This window comes from Geminicoccus sp. (assembly GCF_035556675.1).
In the GTDB taxonomy this organism is placed as follows: domain Bacteria; phylum Pseudomonadota; class Alphaproteobacteria; order Geminicoccales; family Geminicoccaceae; genus Geminicoccus.
Genome location: NZ_DATMFZ010000383.1, coordinates 1 through 20,793 on the forward strand (window position 1 = coordinate 1; position 20,793 = coordinate 20,793).

General features: G+C 66.8%; 36 protein-coding genes. 8 read left to right on the forward strand and 28 right to left on the reverse strand.

Annotated elements, in window-relative coordinates; all coding sequences use genetic code 11:
• Positions 1-19: 19 nt before the first annotated feature.
• The 5 genes from VNS22_RS27480 to VNS22_RS27500 form a co-directional block, all read right to left on the reverse strand.
• Positions 20-844: an IS5 family transposase gene (locus tag VNS22_RS27480; RefSeq protein WP_325738283.1), complete on the reverse strand. Its 825-nt coding sequence runs from the start codon at positions 842-844 to the stop codon at positions 20-22.
• A 54-nt stretch (positions 845-898) separates the two neighbouring features.
• Positions 899-1,780 carry a 3'-5' exonuclease gene (locus tag VNS22_RS27485; protein ID WP_325738284.1) on the reverse strand — a complete coding sequence of 294 codons (882 nt, stop codon included), beginning with the start codon at positions 1,778-1,780 and terminating at the stop codon, positions 899-901.
• A 105-nt stretch (positions 1,781-1,885) separates the two neighbouring features.
• Positions 1,886-2,203, reverse strand: a complete 318-nt coding sequence (locus VNS22_RS27490) for a hypothetical protein (RefSeq protein ID WP_325738286.1) — start codon at positions 2,201-2,203, stop codon at positions 1,886-1,888.
• Between the two features lie 195 nt (positions 2,204-2,398).
• Positions 2,399-2,776: a hypothetical protein gene (locus tag VNS22_RS27495; protein ID WP_325738288.1), complete on the reverse strand. Its 378-nt coding sequence runs from the start codon at positions 2,774-2,776 to the stop codon at positions 2,399-2,401.
• Positions 2,777-3,317: 541 nt separating this feature from the next.
• A complete protein-coding gene (locus VNS22_RS27500) occupies positions 3,318-3,722 on the reverse strand; it encodes a MerR family transcriptional regulator (protein ID WP_349261905.1) in 405 nt (134 codons plus the stop codon).
• A gap of 47 nt (positions 3,723-3,769) precedes the next feature.
• On the opposite strand from VNS22_RS27500, the gene VNS22_RS27505 reads away from it, so the two are divergent.
• Positions 3,770-4,582: a glutaredoxin family protein gene (locus VNS22_RS27505; RefSeq protein WP_325738292.1), complete on the forward strand. Its 813-nt coding sequence runs from the start codon at positions 3,770-3,772 to the stop codon at positions 4,580-4,582.
• A 166-nt stretch (positions 4,583-4,748) separates the two neighbouring features.
• Positions 4,749-5,519 (forward strand): MBL fold metallo-hydrolase, encoded by a 771-nt coding sequence (locus tag VNS22_RS27510; protein ID WP_325738294.1) that lies wholly within the window; start codon positions 4,749-4,751, stop codon positions 5,517-5,519.
• 151 nt (positions 5,520-5,670) lie between these two features.
• On the opposite strand, the gene VNS22_RS27515 is transcribed toward VNS22_RS27510, so the two are convergent.
• From VNS22_RS27515 to VNS22_RS27625, 23 genes are all read right to left on the reverse strand, one after another.
• Complete coding sequence (locus tag VNS22_RS27515) at positions 5,671-6,573, reverse strand: DMT family transporter (protein ID WP_325738296.1); 903 nt, start codon at positions 6,571-6,573, stop codon at positions 5,671-5,673.
• A gap of 112 nt (positions 6,574-6,685) precedes the next feature.
• Complete coding sequence (locus VNS22_RS27520) at positions 6,686-6,952, reverse strand: hypothetical protein (RefSeq protein ID WP_325738298.1); 267 nt, start codon at positions 6,950-6,952, stop codon at positions 6,686-6,688.
• The gene (locus VNS22_RS27525; protein WP_325738300.1) at positions 6,949-7,098 is read right to left on the reverse strand and encodes a hypothetical protein; all 150 of its coding nucleotides are present in this window, start codon (positions 7,096-7,098) and stop codon (positions 6,949-6,951) included. The genes VNS22_RS27520 and VNS22_RS27525 overlap by 4 nt, the downstream gene beginning before the upstream one ends.
• Before the next feature lie 385 nt (positions 7,099-7,483).
• The gene (locus VNS22_RS27530; RefSeq protein WP_325738302.1) at positions 7,484-7,873 is read right to left on the reverse strand and encodes a response regulator; all 390 of its coding nucleotides are present in this window, start codon (positions 7,871-7,873) and stop codon (positions 7,484-7,486) included.
• 16 nt (positions 7,874-7,889) lie between these two features.
• Positions 7,890-8,873, reverse strand: a complete 984-nt coding sequence (locus VNS22_RS27535; RefSeq protein WP_325738304.1) for a sensor histidine kinase — start codon at positions 8,871-8,873, stop codon at positions 7,890-7,892.
• 305 nt (positions 8,874-9,178) lie between these two features.
• Entirely contained in the window at positions 9,179-10,219 is a 1,041-nt protein-coding gene (locus tag VNS22_RS27540) for a site-specific integrase (protein WP_325738306.1), read from the reverse strand.
• Positions 10,220-10,484: 265 nt separating this feature from the next.
• The gene (locus VNS22_RS27545) at positions 10,485-10,700 is read right to left on the reverse strand and encodes a hypothetical protein (protein WP_325738308.1); all 216 of its coding nucleotides are present in this window, start codon (positions 10,698-10,700) and stop codon (positions 10,485-10,487) included.
• 176 nt (positions 10,701-10,876) lie between these two features.
• The gene (locus tag VNS22_RS27550) at positions 10,877-11,248 is read right to left on the reverse strand and encodes a DUF7296 family protein (RefSeq protein WP_325738310.1); all 372 of its coding nucleotides are present in this window, start codon (positions 11,246-11,248) and stop codon (positions 10,877-10,879) included.
• A complete protein-coding gene (locus tag VNS22_RS27555) occupies positions 11,245-11,475 on the reverse strand; it encodes a hypothetical protein (protein ID WP_325738312.1) in 231 nt (76 codons plus the stop codon). Before VNS22_RS27555 ends, VNS22_RS27550 begins: the two co-directional genes overlap by 4 nt.
• Complete coding sequence (locus VNS22_RS27560; RefSeq protein WP_325738314.1) at positions 11,472-12,539, reverse strand: recombinase RecT; 1,068 nt, start codon at positions 12,537-12,539, stop codon at positions 11,472-11,474. The genes VNS22_RS27555 and VNS22_RS27560 overlap by 4 nt, the downstream gene beginning before the upstream one ends.
• Positions 12,539-13,030: a siphovirus Gp157 family protein gene (locus VNS22_RS27565; protein ID WP_325738316.1), complete on the reverse strand. Its 492-nt coding sequence runs from the start codon at positions 13,028-13,030 to the stop codon at positions 12,539-12,541. Before VNS22_RS27565 ends, VNS22_RS27560 begins: the two co-directional genes overlap by 1 nt.
• Positions 13,030-13,269: a hypothetical protein gene (locus tag VNS22_RS27570; protein ID WP_325738318.1), complete on the reverse strand. Its 240-nt coding sequence runs from the start codon at positions 13,267-13,269 to the stop codon at positions 13,030-13,032. Before VNS22_RS27570 ends, VNS22_RS27565 begins: the two co-directional genes overlap by 1 nt.
• Positions 13,262-13,573 carry a hypothetical protein gene (locus VNS22_RS27575; protein ID WP_325738320.1) on the reverse strand — a complete coding sequence of 104 codons (312 nt, stop codon included), beginning with the start codon at positions 13,571-13,573 and terminating at the stop codon, positions 13,262-13,264. The genes VNS22_RS27570 and VNS22_RS27575 overlap by 8 nt, the downstream gene beginning before the upstream one ends.
• On the reverse strand, positions 13,566-13,799 hold the full coding sequence (locus tag VNS22_RS27580; protein ID WP_325738322.1) for a hypothetical protein: 234 nt from the start codon (positions 13,797-13,799) through the stop codon (positions 13,566-13,568). The genes VNS22_RS27575 and VNS22_RS27580 overlap by 8 nt, the downstream gene beginning before the upstream one ends.
• Positions 13,799-14,086: a hypothetical protein gene (locus VNS22_RS27585; protein WP_325738324.1), complete on the reverse strand. Its 288-nt coding sequence runs from the start codon at positions 14,084-14,086 to the stop codon at positions 13,799-13,801. The genes VNS22_RS27580 and VNS22_RS27585 overlap by 1 nt, the downstream gene beginning before the upstream one ends.
• Entirely contained in the window at positions 14,076-14,321 is a 246-nt protein-coding gene (locus VNS22_RS27590; RefSeq protein ID WP_325738326.1) for a hypothetical protein, read from the reverse strand. The genes VNS22_RS27585 and VNS22_RS27590 overlap by 11 nt, the downstream gene beginning before the upstream one ends.
• Positions 14,321-14,581, reverse strand: a complete 261-nt coding sequence (locus tag VNS22_RS27595; RefSeq protein ID WP_325738328.1) for a hypothetical protein — start codon at positions 14,579-14,581, stop codon at positions 14,321-14,323. Before VNS22_RS27595 ends, VNS22_RS27590 begins: the two co-directional genes overlap by 1 nt.
• Positions 14,581-14,850, reverse strand: a complete 270-nt coding sequence (locus tag VNS22_RS27600; protein ID WP_325738329.1) for a hypothetical protein — start codon at positions 14,848-14,850, stop codon at positions 14,581-14,583. Before VNS22_RS27600 ends, VNS22_RS27595 begins: the two co-directional genes overlap by 1 nt.
• Positions 14,847-15,203: a helix-turn-helix transcriptional regulator gene (locus VNS22_RS27605; RefSeq protein ID WP_325738331.1), complete on the reverse strand. Its 357-nt coding sequence runs from the start codon at positions 15,201-15,203 to the stop codon at positions 14,847-14,849. The genes VNS22_RS27600 and VNS22_RS27605 overlap by 4 nt, the downstream gene beginning before the upstream one ends.
• Before the next feature lie 233 nt (positions 15,204-15,436).
• The gene (locus VNS22_RS27610) at positions 15,437-15,904 is read right to left on the reverse strand and encodes an HNH endonuclease signature motif containing protein (RefSeq protein ID WP_325738333.1); all 468 of its coding nucleotides are present in this window, start codon (positions 15,902-15,904) and stop codon (positions 15,437-15,439) included.
• A gap of 262 nt (positions 15,905-16,166) precedes the next feature.
• Positions 16,167-16,442 carry a hypothetical protein gene (locus VNS22_RS27615; protein WP_325738335.1) on the reverse strand — a complete coding sequence of 92 codons (276 nt, stop codon included), beginning with the start codon at positions 16,440-16,442 and terminating at the stop codon, positions 16,167-16,169.
• Complete coding sequence (locus tag VNS22_RS27620) at positions 16,439-17,545, reverse strand: calcium-binding protein (protein ID WP_325738337.1); 1,107 nt, start codon at positions 17,543-17,545, stop codon at positions 16,439-16,441. Before VNS22_RS27620 ends, VNS22_RS27615 begins: the two co-directional genes overlap by 4 nt.
• Positions 17,546-17,591: 46 nt before the next feature.
• Entirely contained in the window at positions 17,592-17,930 is a 339-nt protein-coding gene (locus VNS22_RS27625) for a helix-turn-helix transcriptional regulator (RefSeq protein WP_325738339.1), read from the reverse strand.
• Positions 17,931-18,049: 119 nt separating this feature from the next.
• Between VNS22_RS27625 and VNS22_RS27630 the strand changes: the two genes are divergently transcribed.
• The 6 genes from VNS22_RS27630 (at position 18,050) to VNS22_RS27655 (ending at position 20,658) form a co-directional block, all read left to right on the forward strand.
• The gene (locus VNS22_RS27630; RefSeq protein WP_325738341.1) at positions 18,050-18,274 is read left to right on the forward strand and encodes a helix-turn-helix transcriptional regulator; all 225 of its coding nucleotides are present in this window, start codon (positions 18,050-18,052) and stop codon (positions 18,272-18,274) included.
• A 97-nt stretch (positions 18,275-18,371) separates the two neighbouring features.
• A complete protein-coding gene (locus VNS22_RS27635) occupies positions 18,372-18,686 on the forward strand; it encodes a hypothetical protein (RefSeq protein ID WP_325738343.1) in 315 nt (104 codons plus the stop codon).
• Positions 18,683-18,994: a hypothetical protein gene (locus VNS22_RS27640; protein WP_325738345.1), complete on the forward strand. Its 312-nt coding sequence runs from the start codon at positions 18,683-18,685 to the stop codon at positions 18,992-18,994. The genes VNS22_RS27635 and VNS22_RS27640 overlap by 4 nt, the downstream gene beginning before the upstream one ends.
• Before the next feature lie 339 nt (positions 18,995-19,333).
• Positions 19,334-19,657, forward strand: a complete 324-nt coding sequence (locus VNS22_RS27645) for a hypothetical protein (protein WP_325738346.1) — start codon at positions 19,334-19,336, stop codon at positions 19,655-19,657.
• The gene (locus VNS22_RS27650; protein ID WP_325738348.1) at positions 19,657-20,103 is read left to right on the forward strand and encodes a hypothetical protein; all 447 of its coding nucleotides are present in this window, start codon (positions 19,657-19,659) and stop codon (positions 20,101-20,103) included. Before VNS22_RS27645 ends, VNS22_RS27650 begins: the two co-directional genes overlap by 1 nt.
• Positions 20,104-20,340: 237 nt before the next feature.
• Complete coding sequence (locus VNS22_RS27655) at positions 20,341-20,658, forward strand: hypothetical protein (RefSeq protein ID WP_325738350.1); 318 nt, start codon at positions 20,341-20,343, stop codon at positions 20,656-20,658.
• Positions 20,659-20,793 lie beyond the last annotated feature (135 nt).

Below are 20,793 nucleotides of genomic sequence, written 5' to 3' on the forward strand. Positions count from 1 at the left end.
AGAGCCCGTTTGAGAATAGCTATGGGTGGCTGATGCGGCGCAGGAGCAGGCTGCCCATGGCGACGTGGATGAAGGCTTCGGACACATCGAGCCTGGCCTCGTAGTCCCGTACCAGGCGGCGCCAGCGGACCATCCAGCCGAAGGTCCGCTCGACCACCCACCGGCGGGGGAGGAGCTTGAAGCCCGGCTCGTGATCGAGCCGCCGGACGATCTCGACGACGAAGTCGAGGAAGGCGGCCTTGCTCATCAGCTTGCCGCGATCATACGCACCATCGGCGAACAGGTGCTTGAGCCAGGGCCACCGCTTGCGGATGGCGGCCAGGATTGTCTGGGCACCGGCGCTGTCCGCGATGTCGGCGCTGGTCAGGTTGACCATCAAGAGCCGGCCATCGGTGTCGACCGCGATGTGGCGCTTGCGGCCCAGCACCTTCTTGCCGGCATCGTAGCCTCTGGTCGCCCCATGCGGCGCCTTGATCGACTGGCTGTCCAGGATGCCACCGGACGGGCTGGCTTCCCGCCCCGCCTGTTCGCGATCCAGCATCAGGGCCACGTCGTGAATGGTGCGGAACAGCAGGAGACGCACGAAGCGCCGAAACCACCAGTACACGGTTGGCCAGGGTGGGAAGTCCCTCGGCAGCATCCGCCAGCCCCCACCGCTGCGTGCCATGTAGCGGATCGCGTTGAGCACCTCGCGCAGGTCCGTCGTCGGCCTGCGCCCCCGCTTTGGCACAGCCGGCAGCAGCGGCTGGATCCGCTGCCACTCCTCGTCGGTCAGGTCAGTCGGGTAACGCTTGGTCTTGCGGGCGATCTCGGCCATCCGGCCACGGCTCTCTCGGGTCCACATCCCGAGCTTCCACCACACTCTGATCCGCCCGCCAACCCATTCTCAAACGGGCTCTCAGCACCGCTCCGAAAAGCGGTCATAGGCATCGATGCGCGTGACCTGGAGCTGGACCGGGCGCCCGTAGATCTCCGCCTGGAGAAAGGCCAGCTCGGCTTCCCCGCCTGCCTCGTCGACATCGAGATACCAGCCGCGTGGTGCTGGGCCCGGCCGATCGCTCCAGCGATAGCCACGGGCCTTCAGCTGGTCCTTGCGGTCATAGGGAGAGTCTTCCGCAACGATGCGCCAGGTCGGCGGGCGCGCCTGCGCTAGCAGTCTGGTGAGGGCGAGGATGCCGCTCTTGGGCAGCGGGGTCGCCAACAGCTCGATGGCGGCGAGACAATCGTTCTCGGCTCGGTGGCGGTCGTAGAAGAACCCGGCACCTGCGGCGAGATAGGCGAGCTTGAGCCCTTCATGGCCCTCTGCTGCCCAGTCGATCTGCGCCATCGAGCAGGCCCAGGGCTTGCGGGTGAAGAGGGGGCAGAAACGTTCCAGGAAGCGGCGGTCGAAGGCGGCATTGTGCGCGATCACCAGTGCAGCCGGCGCGGCAAAGGCGGCCACCTTGGCCGGCTCGATGGTCTGACCGGCCACCATCGCGTCATCGATCCCGGTGATCGCGGAGATCTCCGGCGGGATCGGCTCTGCGGGCTGCCGCAGGTGCTGGAACGCGTCGCCAACCGCGAAGATCCGGCCATCCAGGGCATAGGTGAACGGGACCATCGCCAGCTCGATGATCTCGTGCCGGACCGGATCCAGGCCGGTCGTCTCCACATCGACGAACAGCCCGATCCGGGTGGCCGACCCATCGGCGAGGTGCGGGTGCCGGCGCGGCACGAGACGGCGGAGCACGCGGTAATCGCCGCTTGCCTCCAACCTCTGCGCCATGTCCTCCAGGTTCATCTATCCCGCTTTCCCCCGGCAACCCTGCCGCATCCATGCCTGCCCGAAGCACGGTTACCCTGCTGATCATATTCCGGCCGCACGCTCGTGCGGCGCTGCTGGCGCTTATCCCTCAGCCGCCCCAATTTGGTAGATGACCTTGACCGGCACGAGCTGGCCAGGGAACTCCGGCTCCTCGGCCTGGACACGCACCAGCTCCCGCTCGATCCGCTCCCGCTCCAGCCGGTGCAGGGTATGGTGGCCCCAGACCTCCCAGTACCCCCCGTCGGTCCAGAACAGCTCCTTGTCGACCCGGTGCTGGATCGTCCACTGGTGCTCGCGATAGGATGGCAGCTTGGCCCAGGGGTCGGGCGGCTGCGGCACCTCGCCCTGGAAGCGCTTGCTGACCATGTCGCGCCATTGCCGCATCTCGTCATCGGTCATGCTGCGCTTCTCGCTGCTCATCCGATGGTTGAGGACGCGGATGAATTCCCGCCATTCATCATCATGAAACATCGTGGCACCTCGGAACATCACCGACTGCGCCATCAGAGTGGGTTGGCCAGGCAGTGTGCCAAGGGACAGCCGTCCATGCCAGCCGACCACGCGATCTCAACCATCGCGCACCGGCCAGCATCGCTAGCCCGGGAAGCCCTGCTTGAACTCGATCCGGGTGCCGTGGAACGGGACGTCGTCCTCGTTGCGCACCGAGTGCGCCGGCTGCGGAGGGAACCTGACCACCAGCGGTAGCTCGGCGCCGACCTCGACCGGCAGCGGGATCTCCTGGCCATCGCCATTGAAGTCGCGCATCCGGCTGGGCAGCCGGTCGATCACGAACACCGACGGCCAGCGGTGATGATGCACCGGCTCCTGGACGCCGGGCGCGATGCTGACCGAGACCACCCGGATCAGCTCGTCCTCGTAGAGCACCTGATGGTGCGCGGGGGCGGCGGTCACCGCGTCGAGCTGCGGGTCCCAGCTGGCCGAATCGGTGCCGTCCATCGAGATGACGGTCATGGTGACGCTCCCTATAGCCAAGGATCGATTCGGGCAGCCTGTGCTCAGGTGCGGCCATGGTCAACGTGCCGATCTCAACCGGCCGGCGCCGAAAAGTATTTAGCCAGCGCAAGTGAATTGTGCCAGCATGGAAGTTGTCACCGCGCTGCCGGCCGGGACGACTGCCGAGGCCAGATACCAGAACTTTGGGCGCACTTCCCTGGCGCCCCAGCTTGCCGGTCGACATCCGGCCGGTGTGTGCGCGCTGGCAGGCCTCCTGCATGGCCCGCACCCCTGCCACCCCGTCCGACCGCCCGGCACCGCCAGCCGACCGTACTGGCTGCGATCGACCGGATCCTCGCCCAGCCGGTGCACCCGGCCTGGGTTCGCGGTCGGGGGTGGGCAGCGGCTCGGACAAGCTCTTGCGATGACGCCCGCCCTCGGTCGTCGAGGCCAAGCAGTTTATGGGGTAGGTAGCCTCCATACACTTTGGTTGGGTTGGAGAGCCCCTTGGCTTGGCGCCGGAATAACCGGCGAGCCTCGCCTGGATGCTTTGCTCGCGTCAAACATCAAAGGAAGCCAGGATCGGACATGGCCCGGTGCTCCCTTCCCCGCACTCGCGCGCCAGTCGCCCTAGCGCATCGCGAGCCCGTTGAAGCTCGGCGATCTTGGCGTCGAGGGCTGCGACGCGGGCCGTCGCAAGCTCGCGGGCCCGACGGCGATCTTCGCCCGCATCCAGCTCTAAGAGCTCCCGGATCTCCTCCAGCGTGAAGCCTGCCGCCTGCGCCTGCCGGATGAACCGCAGGCGGCGCACGTCCTCCTGGCCGTAGTGCCGGATTCCGCCCTCGCGCGCAGGCGTCCCGAGCAGGCCCCTGCGCTGGTAGAACCGGATCGTTTCGACCCCGACGCCCCCTGCAGCGGCGAACTCGCCGATGGTGAGCATGTTGACCCCTTGACTCCGTACCACGGTACGGACCCTATATCCATGCCGACCGGATCTCAAGGAGACCGAACATGTCGGCCACCAGCATCCTTTCCCCTGCATCGAGCCGCCCCCTGGTGGCGAAGAAGGCGGTCATCCACCGCATGGTGATGCCGCACCACACCTGCCCCTACGGTCTCAAGGCCAAGCACCTGCTGGAGCGGTCCGGCTACGAGGTCGAGGACCACCACCTTACCACCCGCGAGCAGACCGACGCCTTCAAGGCGCAGCACGGCGTGGCGACCACCCCCCAGATCTTCATCGGCGGCGAGCGTGTCGGCGGCTACGACGACCTGCGCCGGTTCCTCGGCAAGCCCGTCGTGGACCCGAAGGCGACGAGCTACCGCCCGGTCATCGCGCTGTTCGCCATGACCGCGCTCATGGCGATGGCGGCAGGCTATGCCGCGACAGGAAGCGTGTTCACCGTCCGTGCAGCCGAATGGTTCATCGGCTTCTCGATGGTCGTGCTGGCCCTGCTGAAGCTCCAGAACATCGAGAGCTTCGCGACCATGTTCCTGAACTACGACCTGCTTGCCAAGCGGTGGGTGCCGTACAGCTACGTCTATCCCTTCGCCGAAGGACTTGCGGGCGTGCTGATGGTCGCTGGCGCGCTCACCTGGCTGTCGGTGCCAATCGCGCTGTTCATCGGCACGGTCGGCGCGGTCTCGGTGTTCAAGGCCGTCTACATCGACCGCCGCGAGCTCAAGTGCGCCTGTGTCGGCGGATCGAGCAATGTTCCCCTCGGGTTCATCTCGCTCACCGAGAACCTGATGATGGTCGCCATGGCGGTGTGGATGGCGCTGGCTGCGTTCGGCCTGCCGATCGGTGCGGGCCACGCGATGTAGCCGAGCGCGCTGCGCCCGGCCAGCTTCCAGGAGTTCACCCATGTCTTCCGCGGCGACTCCGCGGTCTGTGGCTGGCAGGCTGAGTTGGATCTCTATGGCGCCAACTATGTGACCAGGGTGCACATCGGCAGCCTTTCCACATCGACGACAAGCAGGAAAGATCGCCATGAAGATCAAACAGATCCGCAACGCGACGCTGCGCCTCGACTTCGGCGGCGTGAAGTTCCTGATCGATCCTTATCTGGCCGAGAAGGACGCCTACCCCGGCTTCGAGGGCACGCTGAACAGCCACATTCGCAGCCCGCGCCTCCCACTGCGGACCCCAATGGATGACATCCTCGGCGTCGATGCGGTCATCGTGACCCACACGCACGCGGACCACTGGGACGAGGCCGCGGTCAAGCTGGTGCCGAAGCACCTGCCGCTGTTTGCCCAGCATGAGAAGGACGCGGAGCTGATCCACTCGCAGGGCTTCCGCGACGTCCGCATCCTGACCGAAGACACAGCCTTTAGTGGCGTTTCGCTGATCAAGACCCCCGGCCAGCATGGCTCGGACCAAGCCCTGGCGGTGGCCGGGGAGCTGTTGGGCGAGGTCTGCGGCGTCGTCTTCAAGCACCCGGACGAGAAGGTTCTCTACCTTGCCGGTGATACGATCTGGAATGCCCACGTGAAGACGAGCCTCGCTGCTCATAATCCGGACGTCGTCGTGCTCAACGCAGGCGATGCGCAGGTTCCTGGGCTGGGCTCGATCATCATGAATGCCGAGGACGTCAGGAAGGTCTACGACGCGGCGCCGCGGGCAACCTTGATCGCCAGCCATATGGAGGCGGTGAACCATTCTGCCCTGACCCGCGCCGAGCTGCGCGTCTTCTCGGAGAAGACCGGCATGACCGACCGTCTGCTCGTGCCGGAGGACGATGAGGCCTACGCCTTTTAAGGTATTCCATCCGCACGAGGCGCTCCTGCCCGAGGCCGCGGTGGCCTGACGGCTGGCCGACCAGGGTACGCTGGCCCATCTCGCCGGCATGGTGATCATCCCGGCGCTGCCGATCCTCCCGCCCTGAAGCAGGGCAAGCGGCGGGCTTGGCTCAGGCAACCATAGCCTGCTGGCGGGCCTTGAGCATCGGCCAGAGCGTGCCGACCAGCAGCCCGATCGTGACGATGACGAGCCCGGCCCACTGGGAGCCGTTGGGTCGCTCGCCCAGGACCGCCCAACCGATCAGGGTTGCCAGGACCGGGATGGCCGGGGCCAGGGCAGCGACGGCGGCACTGCCGGCCGTCTTCACCGCCACGGTAAACAGGATCAGGGCAACCAGTCCCACCAGCACGCCCTGGTAGACCGCCTGCAGCAGGACCGCCGACGCGGGCGCGGCCAGAACCGCCTCCGGCCCCTGCCACAGGAGATAGACCGGCAGGTAGAGCAGAGCCGAGAGCGGGGCATTGGTGGCCAATGCCTCGCGCGGCTCGATCGCCCAGGTCTTGAGCGCGACGGTGTAGGTGCCCCACATGGCGCTCGCCAGGAGGAACAGCCCGATGCCGATCGGCAGATCAGTGCTGCCGGTGACCTGCCGGTCGAGCAGCATCACCAGCACCCCACCCAGGCAGATGGCCGCCCCCAGGACATTGGGCAGAGCAGGGCGCTGCCCGCGCCACAGGAGCGCGACCACCATCACCGCTACCGGCTGCAGCCCCGGCACCAGCGCGGCACCATAGGCGACCGGCGCGAACACCAGCCCGCCGAGGAACACGGCGCTGTAGGGCGCGCCGTTCAGGACGAAGAGGGCGAACAGACGCCCGATGCCGATCCGCCGTGCGGCGGGCATGAGGGCCGCCCAGAGGAAGGGCAACACCAACACCGTTGTGACCGCGAAGCGGATCGCGGTCTGGTCATAGCCGTTGAGGCCATCCCAGGCACCGGCCCGGCCGGCGGCGAACATGCCCGCATAAATGGCGACGGCGCCGAGGGCGGCGGCGAGACCTGCCGTGTTCATCCAACGTCCTCTGAGAGCAGAAGGCACAGACCGTAGGGCCGTGCTGGCAAACTCTATGCCGCTCCAGCACGCCGTGCTGGGCACTGTCCAGTCTGGGCAGGCGGGCCGGGTCTCAACCGGACGGCGCGCGCCAGTCGGATGCCGCCGTTGCAGACAAGATGATCAGGCGCTCGGCAAAGTCCCGCACCGGCCAGTGATACGGACGATTGTCCCGCCCGGTGGCCCCTACTTTCCGGCTCTTCCCACCCTGCCCCAGGGTCGTATGATTACGACAAACCCGGGCACCCGCATGGGGGATCGTGGCGGGGTGCCCGGCCTGGCGCGCTTCTTCTTCCTCGACCGCCAGATGCTCGGCCATCAGCCGCAGGGTCTCGGTCATGACCGCGAGCAGGGCGCGCGCGACTGGCAGGCCTCATGGCCGGCCTGTTCCAGCACGGCGACCTGGGCCTGCTGGTCGGCGACCCGCTGCTGCCCCTCGCGCAGATGGCGCTGGGCCATCGCCAACACCGTCTCGCCGCTCGCCATGGTCCCTCTCCCCAAGCCAACCACGGCTGCGGCCCGACAGCCGGGCCGCCTGCTGCCGCAGACGGCGCTGCTGGCCGAGCAGCTCGTCCAGCAGCGCCCGCGGCTGGCCTCGATGAGCCGGGCGGCCTGGCGCAGCTGGGCGATCTCGGCCTGCCGGTCGGCCAGCCACGTCGGCGTCCGCGGTACGGCTGGGGCACGGTCCTGCGGCTCCGGACGAATCGGCACGGGCGGCTCCGGTTGAGCGTGGCATCGTTGAGGAAATATGCTCCGGCCCGGCCGGGGCTCAACCGGTTCGGCCATCGTACGGAAGGTACTGGCCGGCTTGGCTACATGGTTGCGGGCAGGGTGGGCGTGGCGGGGGCAAAGGCATGACCATGCCGGGCTTCTAGGCTTCCATCACCTGCAGGATCGCCTGGACCAGGCGGCGCGCGCCCACGGGCTTGCCGATGTTGACCGCCCTGGCCAGGACGGCACTGCCCTGGAGCCGCGACGGCTGGTAGGCGGTCACCAGCACGAACGGGATGTGCTGCCGCACCAGGGCTTCCGCCACCGGCGTCACCATCACGCCGTGCAGGTTGACGTCGAGCACCGCCACGTCCGGCAGCTGGCTGCCCAGCAGATCGAGTGCTGCCGCGACGCTCGCCGCCGGTCCCAGCACCCGCCAGCCCTGGGCCAGGATGATGGCCTCCAGCTCCATGGCGAGCAGGAACTCGTCCTCGACCACCAGCACGAGCAGGCTGTTGGACGGTGCCTCTGGAGCTGTTCTGCCAGGCACCTGTCACTCCTGATGCTCACCGCATCGGTAGGGTCACCTCGACCTGCAAACCGGTGGTGGCAAACGCTAGTTCCACTTTTCCGTGCAGATCGCGGATTGCCGCGTTGATCAGCCGCGTGCCGAAGCCGTGGGCGGCCGGCTGCTGGGCCGTCGGCCCGCCTTCCTCCCGCCAGTGCAGCGCCAGGTGCTGATCGCCCGCCGCACCGCTCAGCGCCCAGCCGACCCGCACCCGGCCGCCCGGTACGGACAGGGCACCATGCTTGACGGCATTGGTGCCGAGCTCATGCAGGATCATGCCGAGCGGCAGCACCTGCGCAGGTGCCAACGTAACGTTCGGGCTCGCCTCGATGACCACGGTTTCGCTGCCCAGCATGGTCGCCACGCGCACGGCCAGCTCCTGCAGGTCGGGGCGGGCTTGGCCGGAGATGGACAGCTCATAGGTACCGATCAAGGCACCGAGCCTGCCCAGGAAGGTGTCCTGGTATTCCCGCGCGGAGCGGCCCTCCACCTCGGTCTGCCGTGCCAGGGCCTGGACGATCGCCAGCAGGTTCTTCAGCCGGTGCTGGATCTCGCCGATCACCAGATCCTTCTCGTGGTTGATCCGGCGGCGCTCGGTGACGTCCTCGATGACGATCAGCAGGTTCAGGCGGTTGTTGTCCGGGTGGAACAGGCGCTTGGCGCTGAGCAGCATGATGCGCTCCCCGATGCTCGGGAAGTCGTGGCTCAGCTCATAGTCCAGGACGGCATGCGCCTTGGGCACCACCTCCTGGAGCAGCCGGCGCAGCTCGGGGATGTTCCACTGCCCGTTGCCCAGCTCGTAGATGGGCCGGCCGACCGTCTCGTCCCGGTTGACCTTGAAGATCTCGTAGAACGAGCGGCTGGCCGTCTGCACGTACAAGGCCTGGTCGAGGACCAGCAGGGGATCGTCGATGGTATCGATCATGCCCTGAGCCTGGACATGCTCGGTGCGCAGCAGGCGATAGAGGTCTTCCAAGTTCATGCCTGCCACCTTTCCTGGTCGAGGGCCGGCTCCGGATGCCGAAGGCAGGCTAGCGACTTTCCGGCCAGGTCGCACGCGTCCGCTTCTCGATGGCGCAGACGGTCTCTCTCGCCCCCGCTGTCTGCTGGCCGAAGGTCATGCCGAAGCAATCTGCCCGGCCAGGACGCCCGAGATGGTGCCGCCCGGGCGCCTCGGCACCCTCGGTTCCCACTTTTGTTCGGGAATGGCGCGCCCTGCAGGGATCGAACCTGCGACCTACCGCTTAGAAGAAAAAAGGTCAGGCATAATAACCACTGTAACGTCAATCAGTTACGTTTGATCTTGCCAAAACCTGGTCGTGCCGCCGCGTTGTCCACAGCCTCCATCGCCGCCCGCACCCGCTCTTGCCGCACGTGCGCGTAGCGCCGCCGGAGCTTCGGGTCGCTGTGGTGCAGGGCGGCGCTGATCACGTCGCCCAGGCCGGCGTCCTCCAGATCCTGGGCGAAAGTGTGGCGGGTGTCGTGCAGGCGGAAGTCCGGGCGGCCGACCTTGACGCGGGCCGCCTCGATGTCGTCGCGCAGCTCCTGCGGGCTCACCTGGAAGACCCGGCCGACCTCCGGCAGATCCAGCCTGCCGAGCATGGCGGCGATCCTCGGCGTCATCGGCACGGGCGTCGGCCGCCCGCCGGCCCGGCCCTTGCTGACGGCCAGGATCACGCCGCGCTCGAAGTCCAGGTCGGCCGCCGTGAGCCGGAGCAGGGCCCCGCGACGCAGGCCGGTGGCGAATGCGAGCTCGACCAGGGGGCGGGAGCGGGGCGGCAGTGCGTCCAGTAGGGCCTTGCGCACGTCGCGTGGCACGGAGCGGTCACGGGGCTCCGGCTCGGCCAGCTTGAAGCGGCCCCACGGGATCGGCTGGAGCGGGAGGCCCCACAGGTCGGCCGCGCGCCGCCACAGGCGCTGGAGGCAGGACAAGCGGCGGTTGATGGTGGCCTCGGTGACGGGCCGGCCCTTGCGCTCGCTGATGGCGACCCGCCAGCGGCTGACGACCTGGGCGATGGTGTCGCGGCCGATCTGGCTGATTGGCGTGGCGGGGTCGATGGCCTCGTGCCAGGCGCGCAGGTAGCCGCGCTCGCTGGACCAGGACGCGATGTGCTGTCCGTGCTCCTGCCAGTAGCGCTGGGCTACGGCGTCGAGCGTAGGGGCAGTACCTGGGGCGATGATTCGGGCTTCGACGGCGGCGCGAAGTCGTCGCTCTTCCGCTTCGACCTGCCGGCGCGTGAGCGAGGCGTGGAAGCCCTTGCGGAAGCGCTGGCCGCCGACGGTGAAGTCGACAAGCCAGCCACCGTCTGCACGTCGCCGGGCTGCCATGCTGCTGTCCTGGTCTGCTCCCTGACCCAGCGCTCCAGCTCGGCGACCGGGATGCGCAGGTCATTGCCGACGGCGACCGTGCCGACGGCGCCGCAGGAGATCAAGCGCCGCATGAACTCGACGCCGGTCCCGAGCTCGTCCGCCGCCGCGGTGATGGTCAGCAGGAGCGGCATTCGTCCTCCTCAGCAACGGCCGCGGCGCGGATGCGGGTCACGGCGACCTCTCAGGCTTCATCGCTTTCTCCATCGTGTTTTATGGGCAGACCCTACTGAGATTGGGCCGTGAGACACTTTTCGTCCTGCATCTCGCCCGTCTCCAGGATGAACGCAGAGATTTCGTCCTCGCCCATGCCTAGATGCTCGGCGACCGCGAAGAACACGTCGGCCGGATCTTCCAAGCCGACGCCCTGCAAGCCCTCGCCAGAAACCCAGTCTAGCTGGCGCAAACAGCGCAGCAGGAGGGCGCGCGTTTCCTGTTCCATGGTCTTCTCCTATGGGTGCGCCCTAGCGAGACGGCCGGTGCGAGACGGATTGGCGTCTCAAGAGGGTTGTTCTGCATCTTCCGAGACAATGGCCGGCGAGGGTCTAGAGGCATCCGAGGCAGACGCAGCCGTGGCTCTCGCCCTCACAGCGGGCCACGTCGCGCATCAGGGGGCGGTCAGGCATGGTCGTCCGCCGGCTCCACCCGCAGTGCTTCTTTGCCGTCGAGGCCATACGCGACCAGCATCGGCACGCCGTCGGTGCGCGCCCAACGGTGGTATGTTCTGGAGAACTCGCCGGTCAGTCGATACGTGTGCTGTCGTGCTTCTTCGGCGCTTGGATAGCCATCCTCATCCCAAGTCGGGCCCCAGCGATCACCGCAGCAGCTACAATCCAGGCCCTTGTCGCATCCGTCGAAGTAGACGTTGTGCATCTGGGCCAGAGCGTTGGCTTGCTCCCGGCTAGTTGCTTCGATCAGCACGGTGAGGGCAGGTCCCTTGAAGACACCGCCGCTGCCGTTCTGGTTAAAACTGTACCATTGGGTCTTCATCGCCTGTCCTCCAGCAGCTTCGCCGCCCTGGCCACGCGCTCGTCCTGGGCAGCCAGGCGCTTCAGCTCCTCCGCATTGGCCTCGAGCAGGGCAGGGATGGCGTCGGCGTCCTTGGCCAGACGCCACAGCCCGCGGAACAGGTGCAGCCAGGAGCCCGTGTCGGTGCGCACCTCGCGCACCTTGCCACGGTGATCGGCGAGGCGCCGATCGGCGAAAAGGGTGGTCATGCTGCTTCGTCCTGATGCTCAGGCTCGTCGAGCATGCCGTCGTCGTCGGCCACGTCGCTCTCGCCCAACAGGTCGAGCACCGTGCGGGCGACTTCCTGCGCCTGGGTGTGGAGCGCCTTCACCTTGGCGTTGCTGCTGGACTTCGCCGCCTCGCTGGCTGCGTTTAGCGCCTCCATCACCACGTCGCGGTTGGCCTCGGCGAGACCTACCGTCCACGACATCCCGGCCAGGATCGGGAGAAGCGCCGACACGCGGTCGTTGCTGGCGGTGACCACGCCATCCTCGTCCACGATCGCGTACTTGCCGGTCAGCGGTGGAAGCATGTCGAGCGCCTTCCCGATCGCAGGCGTCACGTCCTTCATGCCCCGTCCGCTGTACTCGCGCCCGTCCTCCTCGCTCTCCTGGCGCAGCGCTTCCTCCAGCTCGGGCGAGGCAGGAGCGCGCTTCAGCAGGCGGCGGATGGCGGTCTTCTTGGCCATCTCGTCATAGGAGGACGCCCAGGGCGTGTCCTTGATCTTGCCGGCGCGGAATGCCTTCCAGCCGTCGGAGCGATCCCGGATCTCGTTGATCTGGTCGATCGTCATCGGCTCGAAGTCGGTGTCGCCGTCCTTGGTCTTGAACACGGCATAGTAGCCGACGACCTGGCCGCGGTCGCCGAACAGCTTGGGCCGGTGGTCGAGGCGCTTGCTGTCGCCCAGCACGCAGTCGATGTGGTCGTTCTCGCAGACCTCGTGGGCGTAAATCGAGGAGATCTGGCCGCTCTGCCGGGCGAGCTTGATCAGGCCGCGATAGCCGATGCGGGCCTGTACGTCGCCGCGGAAGTCCGGCACGAGGTAGGCTTCGCCCAGGTGCGGATCGGTCAGCAAACCGAGTGCTGCGATCTTGGCGGCGGCGTTGACGACCTTCACCGGATCGGCAGCACGCAGGCGGTCGTTGTTGGCGACGCTGGTGACCACCACCCGCTCGAAGCGGGCCGGCGAGATGTGCTGCGGCAGGCTGCGCGAGATATTGGGCATCTCACGTTGGAGCGTCTGCTCGAACACGGCGATCTGGTTGTTGCTCATCAGGTTCTCCTCACGGCGACAGTCCGCCGGGCATTGCTCAGGGCGGCGCCAGGCACGTCCTCGCCAGCATCGAGCTTGGCTCGGATCGCCTTGGCGTCCGGCGTGGTGGTGGTCTTGGTGCGCAGGCAGTCGGGCGGCAGCGCGTCGGGATCGGTGATGGTGACGCCGGGCCGCGTGGTGGTCAGGCTGACGGTGGCGGTGCCGCAGTCGAGCCTGGGCAGGTCGGCCGCCTCCAGCGCAGCAGCGATCTCATCCCGCCGCCGGTCGATCCGGGCCTGGATCCGCTCGGCACGCAGCCGCAGCTCCTGGGCGCGCGCCTTGCAGGCCTCGATCGCGGCTTCGTCGGCGACCTCCGCCTCGATCAGCCGGGCGATCACGTCCGGCAGGCGCGTCTCGGATTCAGCGGTGATCTGCGCTTCCTCGCCGTCGAGGCCATAGCTCTCGATCAGGCGTCGGGCTTCCTGGGCCGCCAGGAACAGGTGCGATGCCATCACAGCACCCACCAAGTCGCCGCCGCGATCCCGAAGAAGAACGTGCCGCAGAAGCCGCCGATGAAGCCGCCCAGGAACAGCATGAACCGGTGGCTGAAGCCGGCTTCCTCCGGCAACGCCTCGCGGATCTGCCGCTCGATCTGAGCGCGGGCCTTGGCCTCTGCCTCAGCGGCAGTGCGCGGCCACAGCGGCGCGTGCTCCATCGGGTGCCGGGCGTGGGTCAGGATGTCGTCAATCATGGGCCACCCCCAGATCCATCGGGTTGAGCGACCAGCCCCGGATGCAGACGATCTCGCCCTGGGCCTTGATCGCCCAGATGCTCCAGGTCTTCAGCCGCGGGTTGGCCATCATGAGCGCGCCCTCGCCGTCCTCGGAGACGAAGCCTCCGGGCATGAACGGCACCTCGCCGATCTCGGCCGACATGCGGATCGCGTCCTCGGTGGCGTAGCATTCACCATCGCCCGGCACGCGGACCGGCTGGGGTTCTTCCTGGGCCATGGCGGGCGTCGCCAGCAGCAGGGCGGCGATCAGGGCACTACGCATGGTCGTTTCCCTCGCTGGCGCGGATCGCCGCGAGATCTTCGTCGCTCGTCAGCAGGAAGTTCAGGCCGTCTTCGATGTCGAAGAGTGATCGGTCGTAGTCGTCGACCCGCTTGACGGTCACGAGCCGCTCGGCCTTCCCGGCCAGAAGTTGATCGGCGTATGCCGCGATAGAGAGCCCCTTCTGCCTGATCGAGAGCAGGAGCTGAGCGGTGGTTTTATGCTCCATCACCCCTCTCCCTCAGCCGAGGCGGCGGACAGGGCGGCGCGCCACGCAGCGGAGCCAGTCGGGTCGTCTTCGTCGTCCCAATTGACTGGGCGGGCGTCTCGCGTCAGGCGCTTGATCACTTCCAGCAGCCGCGCATTCTCGGCCTCGGCCGCGTCGAGGGCGCGCAGGAGCTTCCGCCGATCACGGGCGGCACGGTCGTACTCCAGCAAGGGCTCGTCGAAGTCCCCATCCCGCTCCCGGATCGCCTCGATCTCGGCCCGGCTCACGGGCTGCTGGTCAGGCTGCATGGGGACGTTCCTCCACGATCCGGGCGAGGCTTTCCGCCGCCCAGCGTTCCACGAGCTTGCGATTGCGGATGACGGTCTCGACCAGATGCTGTGCACGGCTAAGCTCGGCGGCGGCGTCGGTGATCACCAGCGCGTCGTCCTCGTGATCGTCGGCCAGCTCGGCGGATGCCATGGCCTGCAGCTCGAGCCACAGGCTGCCCATGGCTTCGTCGATCTGCTCCAGGGTGCGGGGCATCACGCCACCTCCAGCTCGAAGCTGAAGGGCCAGCCTTGGCCATCGCAGTCGAAGCTGCTGATAAAGTCCCGCGCCTCGTCCGGGAGCTGGAACGATATCCACGGCCCATTCTCGCGCCGGACGCCGGCGTCATCGGTCCCGACATCGACTTCGTAGAACCCCTGCCGAAGCAGGGCCGAAGCAATTGGACACCTCTGGCAGTCGCCCATCCGCCCGGAGGCAATGTCGTCCGCGGTCACGTCGATGGTGATCTTGGCCATCAGTCCAGTCCTCGCTCAGGGTCGTTCAGGTAGGCTTCCTCGTCGGTCAGGGCCCAGCCCGCATTGGTCGCGAGCGCGTCGATCTCGTCCGCGATGGAAGCCGCTTCGCCGATCAGGCAGTGACGGCAGTGCTTGCGGGCGACCTGCTCGACCTTGCGCAGGGTCTTCAGGACCCGCTCCAGGTGGCGGATGTACTGGTCGTCCGGCAGCTCGCGCTCAGCCGGCAGGCCGGGGCGGTCCAGGAGCCACTGGCGCTGGTGGATGGTCATGCCGCCTCCTCCAGAACGGAACGGGCCAGTGCGCTCGCATCGCCGAACAGGTCCTGGTTCGCGTAGAACTGCAGGGCGGAGCGCATGCGATCGAGCCGGCTGCTGGGGACCTCGACCAGCTCGGACACGTCCACGCCCAGCGCCTCGGCAATCCGGTTCAGGATCGTGGGCCCGGGCAGGTTCTGCCCGCGGACGTAGCCGCTGATGTTGTCGCGGCCGATCCGGGCGCGCCGGGCGAGCTCGGACTGGCTCCAGCCGCGCTGGGCGAGCAGGCCCCGCAGGCGCCGGCCGAACTCGGCCTTGGTCGCGTCATCGGCCCGGCCGCTGTCCCGGGCATCAGCTTGGATGGTCATTCGCCAACCTCCTGCAGGAGGAGGTCGATCAGCGGCCAGGCCACCATGACGTTGATGAACGCCCAGGCGGCAGTGATGCCGGCGAGTATAGCCAGCGCGGTCATGGCTGATCGCTCGCTGCAATCCGGCATGCGATCGCCATTGGGACGATCACCAGCTGCAGGATCGCCAGAACGATCAGGAGGGTACTGAGCAGTTGGAACATTGGTCTCCCCATCCGCGGTGCGGTGTGGTCACTGGTCTGAGGGCCGGCGGGCATATTCTCCGAAGATTTCGACTTCGGCGGCTCGCCTGACCAAGGCGGCCTCTTCCAGGGTGAGGAAGCACCCGAGGTGCTTGCCCATGATCCGGGCATTCCACCTATGGTAAGAGCGGTTGTAGTTTACCCCGACAACCCCGCTGGTATTGCGCGAACCCGCCGCCCTGTTCATTAAGTTCTGACTGGGCGTGACCAAGCGGATATTCTCTCGTCGATTGTCGAGAGGCACTCCGTTGATATGGTCGCATTGAAGGGCCCGAGGAATCCTGCCCTTCATTCGGAAGGCGACTACCCGATGAGCTTCGACGCTCACGGGGTGTTTTTTGCCGTCAGGCCCAGCAATCCTGAATGTACGGCGGGCGTAGCCATCCCTGGTCAGCGACCAGCGCAGCTCGCGCAGATCCGCATCCTCCTCAGAGAACAATGGGAAGCATTGCGCCATCTGGTGGCCCCTACATCTGGAGATCAGGTGTAGGGAGAATTTGCAATCTGTGCAAACCGAGGTCAACCGGAAATTTGCACTATATGCAAATCAAGGCCGGATACCACACTCCCTGCAGGTGAGAACCCGGGCGACCGGAAGGCGCCTGGCTTGCGGCTGCCGCATCTACCGGAAGGCGATCGTCCCAACGAAAACGCCGCCCGGAGGCGGCGCTGTCAGAGGTGATGGCAGGACGGATTAAGCTAGGGAGCTGCCATTGCGGTCACGTTGAGCACTGAACGATCAGATCGCGCTTAATCACCTGGCTGGCGCCGTACTGGTGGATGATGGTTCCGCCATCGTACTGGCTAGCATTCAGGACGGCATACCCTGCCGGGCACACCTCGTTTGCCTTCTCGTAGCAATCCGCGAAGCTGTTGACCAAGCCGCCACACTCAATCAGGTGGGCGGTCTGTCCGCCAGGGCCCTTAATCTCTGTCACTGGCGTGCATCCGGCCAGCGCGGCCACGGCCACAGCCAGGGCGGCCAGGCGGATCACGCGAAGTCTCCTGCGGTGAGCGTGGTCACGCCGTACAGCGTGATGGTGCCGGAGAAGCTCCCGGGTGAAGGCTCTTGGAGCGCCGCGAACTTCGCGACGTCTATCGTCAGGCTGAAGCGCTGCTCGCCCATGAAGGAGGCGAGGCCGATCGAGACGGCATCGTCGGCATCGGTGATGATGCCATTCCCGTTCGTATCGAGGTCAGCGAAGCTGAAGGTATAGGTTTCAAGCGGCTCGAAGTCGGGGTCATTCCGGCTGGAGATCTGCAGCTTGTCGCCGGCCGAGAAGTCGGTGATGAGGTCGTTCACGAACGTCATTTCCGGCTCTGGGTTGTCCGGCCGATCCACGACGCCTGGCTGGAAGTTGTAGAGGAAGGCGTCGTTGCCGGACCCGCCAGTCAGGATCGACCGGTCCTCGGCGCCTTGCCCGCTGCGCAGCACGTCATCCCCATCACCACCTATCAGGCGGTCGGCGCCAGCGCTGCCGAAGAGACGATCGTCGCCAGATCCACCGTCCAGGCGATCGTCGCCCCAGCCCCCATAGAGCGTGTCGTTGCCCAGCTCGCCGCGCATGTTGTCAGCACCATACCCGCCGAAACCACTGTCGTTGCCGGAGCCACCAAAGAATAGCATCGCGGCTGAAAAAACACCCGGACCATCCCCGTCGGTAGCCGAGAAGGGCATGGACACATAGTCGTCACCAGCGCCGCCGTGGATCGTGTTCTGCCCGTATCCCGGCTCGATCCGGTCATTTCCGTCGCCGCCATAGATCAGGTCGTCACCGAGCCCGCCATAGAGGTCGTCGTTGCCGGCCTGGCCGGAGAGGGTGTCATCCCCGGCGTCGCCCCATAGCCGATCGCGGCTGTCGCCGCCGAACAGCACGTCATTGCCATCCCCGCCGCTCATCAGGTCGAAGCCAGCGTCGCCGTAGAGGCGATCGTTGCCGGCTTCGCCTCGCAGCGTGTCGTTGCCGAGCCCGCCGAAGATCGCATCGTCGCCATTGCGGCCTTCGAGGAGGTCATTGCCGGCCAGGCCTTGCATGGTGTCTCGGCCAGCCGTGCCGAAAAGCCGGTCGTTGCCGGCAGTGCCGGTGATCTTTGCCACGATGATGCCCCTTGTCGTTATGGTGGGTTGAGGGCTCCACTCTGTCTTACTTGCTCTTGGCCTTGATGAGCTGCTGCACGAGCTCGCGCATCTCCGGATCGAGCGTGCGCCCTAGCTCGAGCCAAGATTTTTCTTCGGGCGTTTGCGCCAGGACGCTCAGATCAAACAGGAGCGCCATCGGCTCAACTTCAAGTGCTGCGGCTATCAGCTCAATATATTCCTGCGTTAGGTCAATACCGCCGTTTTCTAGCCTCGATATGGTGGAAACATGCACGTCGACCTTCTCGGCTAGTTGACCCTGAGTCAACTTTTTCGACTTGCGTACTTCCGCTATCCGGTTGCGAGCACCAAGCATCCGCTTCCACCAGTCCGGCTGAATATTCATGTGGCACCCCAATATTGCACCATATGCAATATCTGCGGAAGCGCACAGGATGCAAGTCCCTGCGACATACTCCCAGGCGCCTCTTGCTAAAAATTTGCAGCTTGTGCAAATTTCCGGGCATGCAGCTAGCCACCTGGCGCAAATCCCGAGGCTTCACGCTCGCCGCGCTTGCCGAGCTGGTCGGGGTTGGTGCGTCCACCATGAGCCGGATCGAGCGCGGCCTCCTGCGTCCTAGGGGCGAGGTGGGCGTGAAGATCCATGAGGTGACCAACGGTGAGGTCACTCTGAACGAGATCTATGGCGTGCAGGACCAAGCGGTTCCTCCGAAGAAGGTGGCCGCATGAACGTGCGTCCATCTGCCGTACATCAGAGTGACATAAATCACCGAGGAACGAGTTACGCTCGCGGATCGGCCCCAACGCCACATCCGGGTGCGCCGCGATGATCCGGCCCGGCGGCGGCCGACGCTGCATCGACTGGGACGCGTTCTTCGCGCGTCCAGGCAGCCGGGAGATGACGGCGCCCGAGATCGGTCGGGCTCTGGGCGTCAAGGCTGACAACGTGCGGGAGGCTGCCCTGCGTCGCGGCATCCGGCTGCCGCATGGCAAGCCTGGGACAGTCCTGCCGCCGCCGTGGAAGCCGCAGCTCGATGCCGCCAAGGCCGAGCGCATCCGCCAGATGGCCGACGACGCTGCCACGCTGGCCGAGCTGGCGGCCCTCCAGGCCGTGCCGCGCTACGATGCGAGGGTGGCATGAGCGCGCTGCCCTATCGGCGGGCGCCCAAGGGGGTCCACTGGCCGACCGCGCTGGCCGAAGGCGCCGCTGCCGGCCTCAGCCCCACCGAGCTGGCTCAGCGCCTGGGCGTCCAGCACACCACCGTGCGCTATGCCGAGATCCGCTACGACATCCGGCTGCGCCGCGGCCGGGCGCGTCGGGGCAAGCCGCAGCCATCGGTGCGCCGGCCGCGCGTCGCCCGGGTGCCGGACCTGTTCACGCTGTCCGAGCGCCAGCGGCGGGCATGGGATGCGAAGCTCGACGAGGCGTTCGCGCAGTGCCGCACATGATGCAGGCAGCGGGGAGCATGGTCGGTATCGGCTCGGGCGTCGCTCTGCCGGCCATGCTCCCTGGTGCGCTGGATTCCTACAACCCAGGAGGCCGCCATGTAGACGATCAGGCCGCCCATAGTGCCGCAATGCGGCCGGGAGGCGTTCTCGCAATCGTGTGCAAGTCATCCATGGCTACCCCGGGGCTTCGGCTCCGGGGGATCTTCCAGCCCAGCATGGTCCGCGGGTCTACCCCCTCTGCCGGGCCCGCGGATCATGGTGCGCTGGTCGCACCGTTTACCTCCCTGATCACTCGCCCGGCTGCCTCAGGGTGGCCGGGCGCTCTTTTTGGAGCTGAGCATGCACGGATTGGCAGGCGCCGGATCTGGATTGGCGAATGGGCAGAAGTTCGACCCCGGCGGGGCGGACATGCCCATGCCAGCCAAGACCCGGCATGAGGTCTTCTACGGGCTGAAAGTCGGCGATCGGTTCTCGGCCGGCAATGGCGGCGCGCAACTCCAGGTGATCGGTTTCCACATCGACCAATTGGGCGAGACGCAGGTCGAATTATCCCTCTCTACGAGCAGCGGCGCCTCATCGCAATCGGCAGACGTCCACACGACCACGGCCTACGCGATCATGACCGGCCTCGCGAACGGCGACCTGAAGCGCGTCGTGCGCTGATGCGGGTCCTGGCCATCGACCCGGGCGTTAGTCTCGGCTGGGCGGTGGTCGCCCCCAACGAGATCCCCCAGTTCGGCGAGATCAGCCTGAAGGGCCGGCTCGACCCGAAGTACCTGCACGTGACCGATCGGCACGCGGCCTACTTCGACCGCTGCACGGGCGCCGTGGTGCATCTGATCGAGGAGCACTGCCCGGAGTGCCTGCTGGTCGAGGAGATGGCCGGGCGGATGCTTGGCGAGGCCGCCCGGATCCTGCCGGGCCTGCGTGCTCAGGTGCTGTGCGTCGGCCGGCGCCGCGAGCTGCTGACGATCGAGGTCAACAACGCGTCCTGGGCGAAGTGGGCCAGGCGGCATGGCTACGTGAAGGCCGACGACGGCTCCGATGCGCGGTGGATGGCCGAGTACTGGCTGGAGCACGAGCTGCGGAACGTGCGGGAGGCCGCATGAGCCCCGCCGCGTGGATCCTGACCATCGGCGGTCTCGCCGCCGGCATCGGCTGGTGCGTGTTCTACTGGCGCCTGATGCGCGCCGTCGAAGGAACGCCCGAGCATGACTGATTGCTGGCTCAGTTCCGGATCAGCGGCTACAATGAAAAAGGCCCCGGGCGAACCCGAGGCCCCGAGCGGAAACGGTGTTGGAAGCACCGGATCTGCTCTGACCACCAACCGCGATAGGAGCGCGGCGATGGCTGAAACGCTCATGGGGCAGGAGTCTGCCCCGCGTCTAGATTCGCAGAAAACCCCTGCGTCATCAAGCAGCACCGCGGTGACCGAGGTCACTGACAGGTCGCCCGCGCCTACGACGCGCGATCTGTGGCTGATGGTGCACTGGCTGGCCGAGGGCGATCCGGTGCCGCTGGGCATCGTGCAGATGATCGCCGATGGCAACATCGCTGCCCACCGCCGCAAGCGGATCCTCATGGCCCTGCATGGCCGCGGCCTGATCGACGACCGGCTGCTGCGGACAGCGTTCGAGTATCATCCCGAGCTGGCGGGAGCGTGAGATGGGCTGGTGGCGCGCATACGACGGCATCAGCCAGGACCCGAAGCTCCATCAGATTGCCTGCAAGCTCGGCATGGAGCGGTGCACAATCAATGGGGCGTGGCTGGCCGTTCTCGACCAGGGCAACCAGGCGAC

What these genes read in the sequence shown, in the direction of transcription:
- VNS22_RS27480 (WP_325738283.1), bottom strand. Translation starts at nt 844, where the DNA reads ATGTGGACCCGAGAGAGCCGTGGCCGGATGGCCGAGATCGCCCGCAAG.
- VNS22_RS27485 (WP_325738284.1), bottom strand. Translation starts at nt 1,780, where the DNA reads ATGAACCTGGAGGACATGGCGCAGAGGTTGGAGGCAAGCGGCGATTAC.
- VNS22_RS27490 (WP_325738286.1), bottom strand. Translation starts at nt 2,203, where the DNA reads ATGACCGATGACGAGATGCGGCAATGGCGCGACATGGTCAGCAAGCGC.
- VNS22_RS27495 (WP_325738288.1), bottom strand. Translation starts at nt 2,776, where the DNA reads ATGACCGTCATCTCGATGGACGGCACCGATTCGGCCAGCTGGGACCCG.
- VNS22_RS27505 (WP_325738292.1), top strand. Translation starts at nt 3,770, where the DNA reads ATGTCGGCCACCAGCATCCTTTCCCCTGCATCGAGCCGCCCCCTGGTG.
- VNS22_RS27510 (WP_325738294.1), top strand. Translation starts at nt 4,749, where the DNA reads ATGAAGATCAAACAGATCCGCAACGCGACGCTGCGCCTCGACTTCGGC.
- VNS22_RS27515 (WP_325738296.1), bottom strand. Translation starts at nt 6,573, where the DNA reads ATGAACACGGCAGGTCTCGCCGCCGCCCTCGGCGCCGTCGCCATTTAT.
- VNS22_RS27520 (WP_325738298.1), bottom strand. Translation starts at nt 6,952, where the DNA reads ATGACCGAGACCCTGCGGCTGATGGCCGAGCATCTGGCGGTCGAGGAA.
- VNS22_RS27525 (WP_325738300.1), bottom strand. Translation starts at nt 7,098, where the DNA reads ATGGCGAGCGGCGAGACGGTGTTGGCGATGGCCCAGCGCCATCTGCGC.
- VNS22_RS27535 (WP_325738304.1), bottom strand. Translation starts at nt 8,873, where the DNA reads ATGAACTTGGAAGACCTCTATCGCCTGCTGCGCACCGAGCATGTCCAG.
- VNS22_RS27540 (WP_325738306.1), bottom strand. Translation starts at nt 10,219, where the DNA reads ATGGCAGCCCGGCGACGTGCAGACGGTGGCTGGCTTGTCGACTTCACC.
- VNS22_RS27545 (WP_325738308.1), bottom strand. Translation starts at nt 10,700, where the DNA reads ATGGAACAGGAAACGCGCGCCCTCCTGCTGCGCTGTTTGCGCCAGCTA.
- VNS22_RS27550 (WP_325738310.1), bottom strand. Translation starts at nt 11,248, where the DNA reads ATGAAGACCCAATGGTACAGTTTTAACCAGAACGGCAGCGGCGGTGTC.
- VNS22_RS27555 (WP_325738312.1), bottom strand. Translation starts at nt 11,475, where the DNA reads ATGACCACCCTTTTCGCCGATCGGCGCCTCGCCGATCACCGTGGCAAG.
- VNS22_RS27560 (WP_325738314.1), bottom strand. Translation starts at nt 12,539, where the DNA reads ATGAGCAACAACCAGATCGCCGTGTTCGAGCAGACGCTCCAACGTGAG.
- VNS22_RS27565 (WP_325738316.1), bottom strand. Translation starts at nt 13,030, where the DNA reads ATGGCATCGCACCTGTTCCTGGCGGCCCAGGAAGCCCGACGCCTGATC.
- VNS22_RS27570 (WP_325738318.1), bottom strand. Translation starts at nt 13,269, where the DNA reads ATGATTGACGACATCCTGACCCACGCCCGGCACCCGATGGAGCACGCG.
- VNS22_RS27575 (WP_325738320.1), bottom strand. Translation starts at nt 13,573, where the DNA reads ATGCGTAGTGCCCTGATCGCCGCCCTGCTGCTGGCGACGCCCGCCATG.
- VNS22_RS27580 (WP_325738322.1), bottom strand. Translation starts at nt 13,799, where the DNA reads ATGGAGCATAAAACCACCGCTCAGCTCCTGCTCTCGATCAGGCAGAAG.
- VNS22_RS27585 (WP_325738324.1), bottom strand. Translation starts at nt 14,086, where the DNA reads ATGCAGCCTGACCAGCAGCCCGTGAGCCGGGCCGAGATCGAGGCGATC.
- VNS22_RS27590 (WP_325738326.1), bottom strand. Translation starts at nt 14,321, where the DNA reads ATGCCCCGCACCCTGGAGCAGATCGACGAAGCCATGGGCAGCCTGTGG.
- VNS22_RS27595 (WP_325738328.1), bottom strand. Translation starts at nt 14,581, where the DNA reads ATGGCCAAGATCACCATCGACGTGACCGCGGACGACATTGCCTCCGGG.
- VNS22_RS27600 (WP_325738329.1), bottom strand. Translation starts at nt 14,850, where the DNA reads ATGACCATCCACCAGCGCCAGTGGCTCCTGGACCGCCCCGGCCTGCCG.
- VNS22_RS27605 (WP_325738331.1), bottom strand. Translation starts at nt 15,203, where the DNA reads ATGACCATCCAAGCTGATGCCCGGGACAGCGGCCGGGCCGATGACGCG.
- VNS22_RS27610 (WP_325738333.1), bottom strand. Translation starts at nt 15,904, where the DNA reads ATGGCGCAATGCTTCCCATTGTTCTCTGAGGAGGATGCGGATCTGCGC.
- VNS22_RS27625 (WP_325738339.1), bottom strand. Translation starts at nt 17,930, where the DNA reads ATGAATATTCAGCCGGACTGGTGGAAGCGGATGCTTGGTGCTCGCAAC.
- VNS22_RS27630 (WP_325738341.1), top strand. Translation starts at nt 18,050, where the DNA reads ATGCAGCTAGCCACCTGGCGCAAATCCCGAGGCTTCACGCTCGCCGCG.
- VNS22_RS27635 (WP_325738343.1), top strand. Translation starts at nt 18,372, where the DNA reads ATGATCCGGCCCGGCGGCGGCCGACGCTGCATCGACTGGGACGCGTTC.
- VNS22_RS27640 (WP_325738345.1), top strand. Translation starts at nt 18,683, where the DNA reads ATGAGCGCGCTGCCCTATCGGCGGGCGCCCAAGGGGGTCCACTGGCCG.
- VNS22_RS27645 (WP_325738346.1), top strand. Translation starts at nt 19,334, where the DNA reads ATGCACGGATTGGCAGGCGCCGGATCTGGATTGGCGAATGGGCAGAAG.
- VNS22_RS27650 (WP_325738348.1), top strand. Translation starts at nt 19,657, where the DNA reads ATGCGGGTCCTGGCCATCGACCCGGGCGTTAGTCTCGGCTGGGCGGTG.
- VNS22_RS27655 (WP_325738350.1), top strand. Translation starts at nt 20,341, where the DNA reads ATGGCTGAAACGCTCATGGGGCAGGAGTCTGCCCCGCGTCTAGATTCG.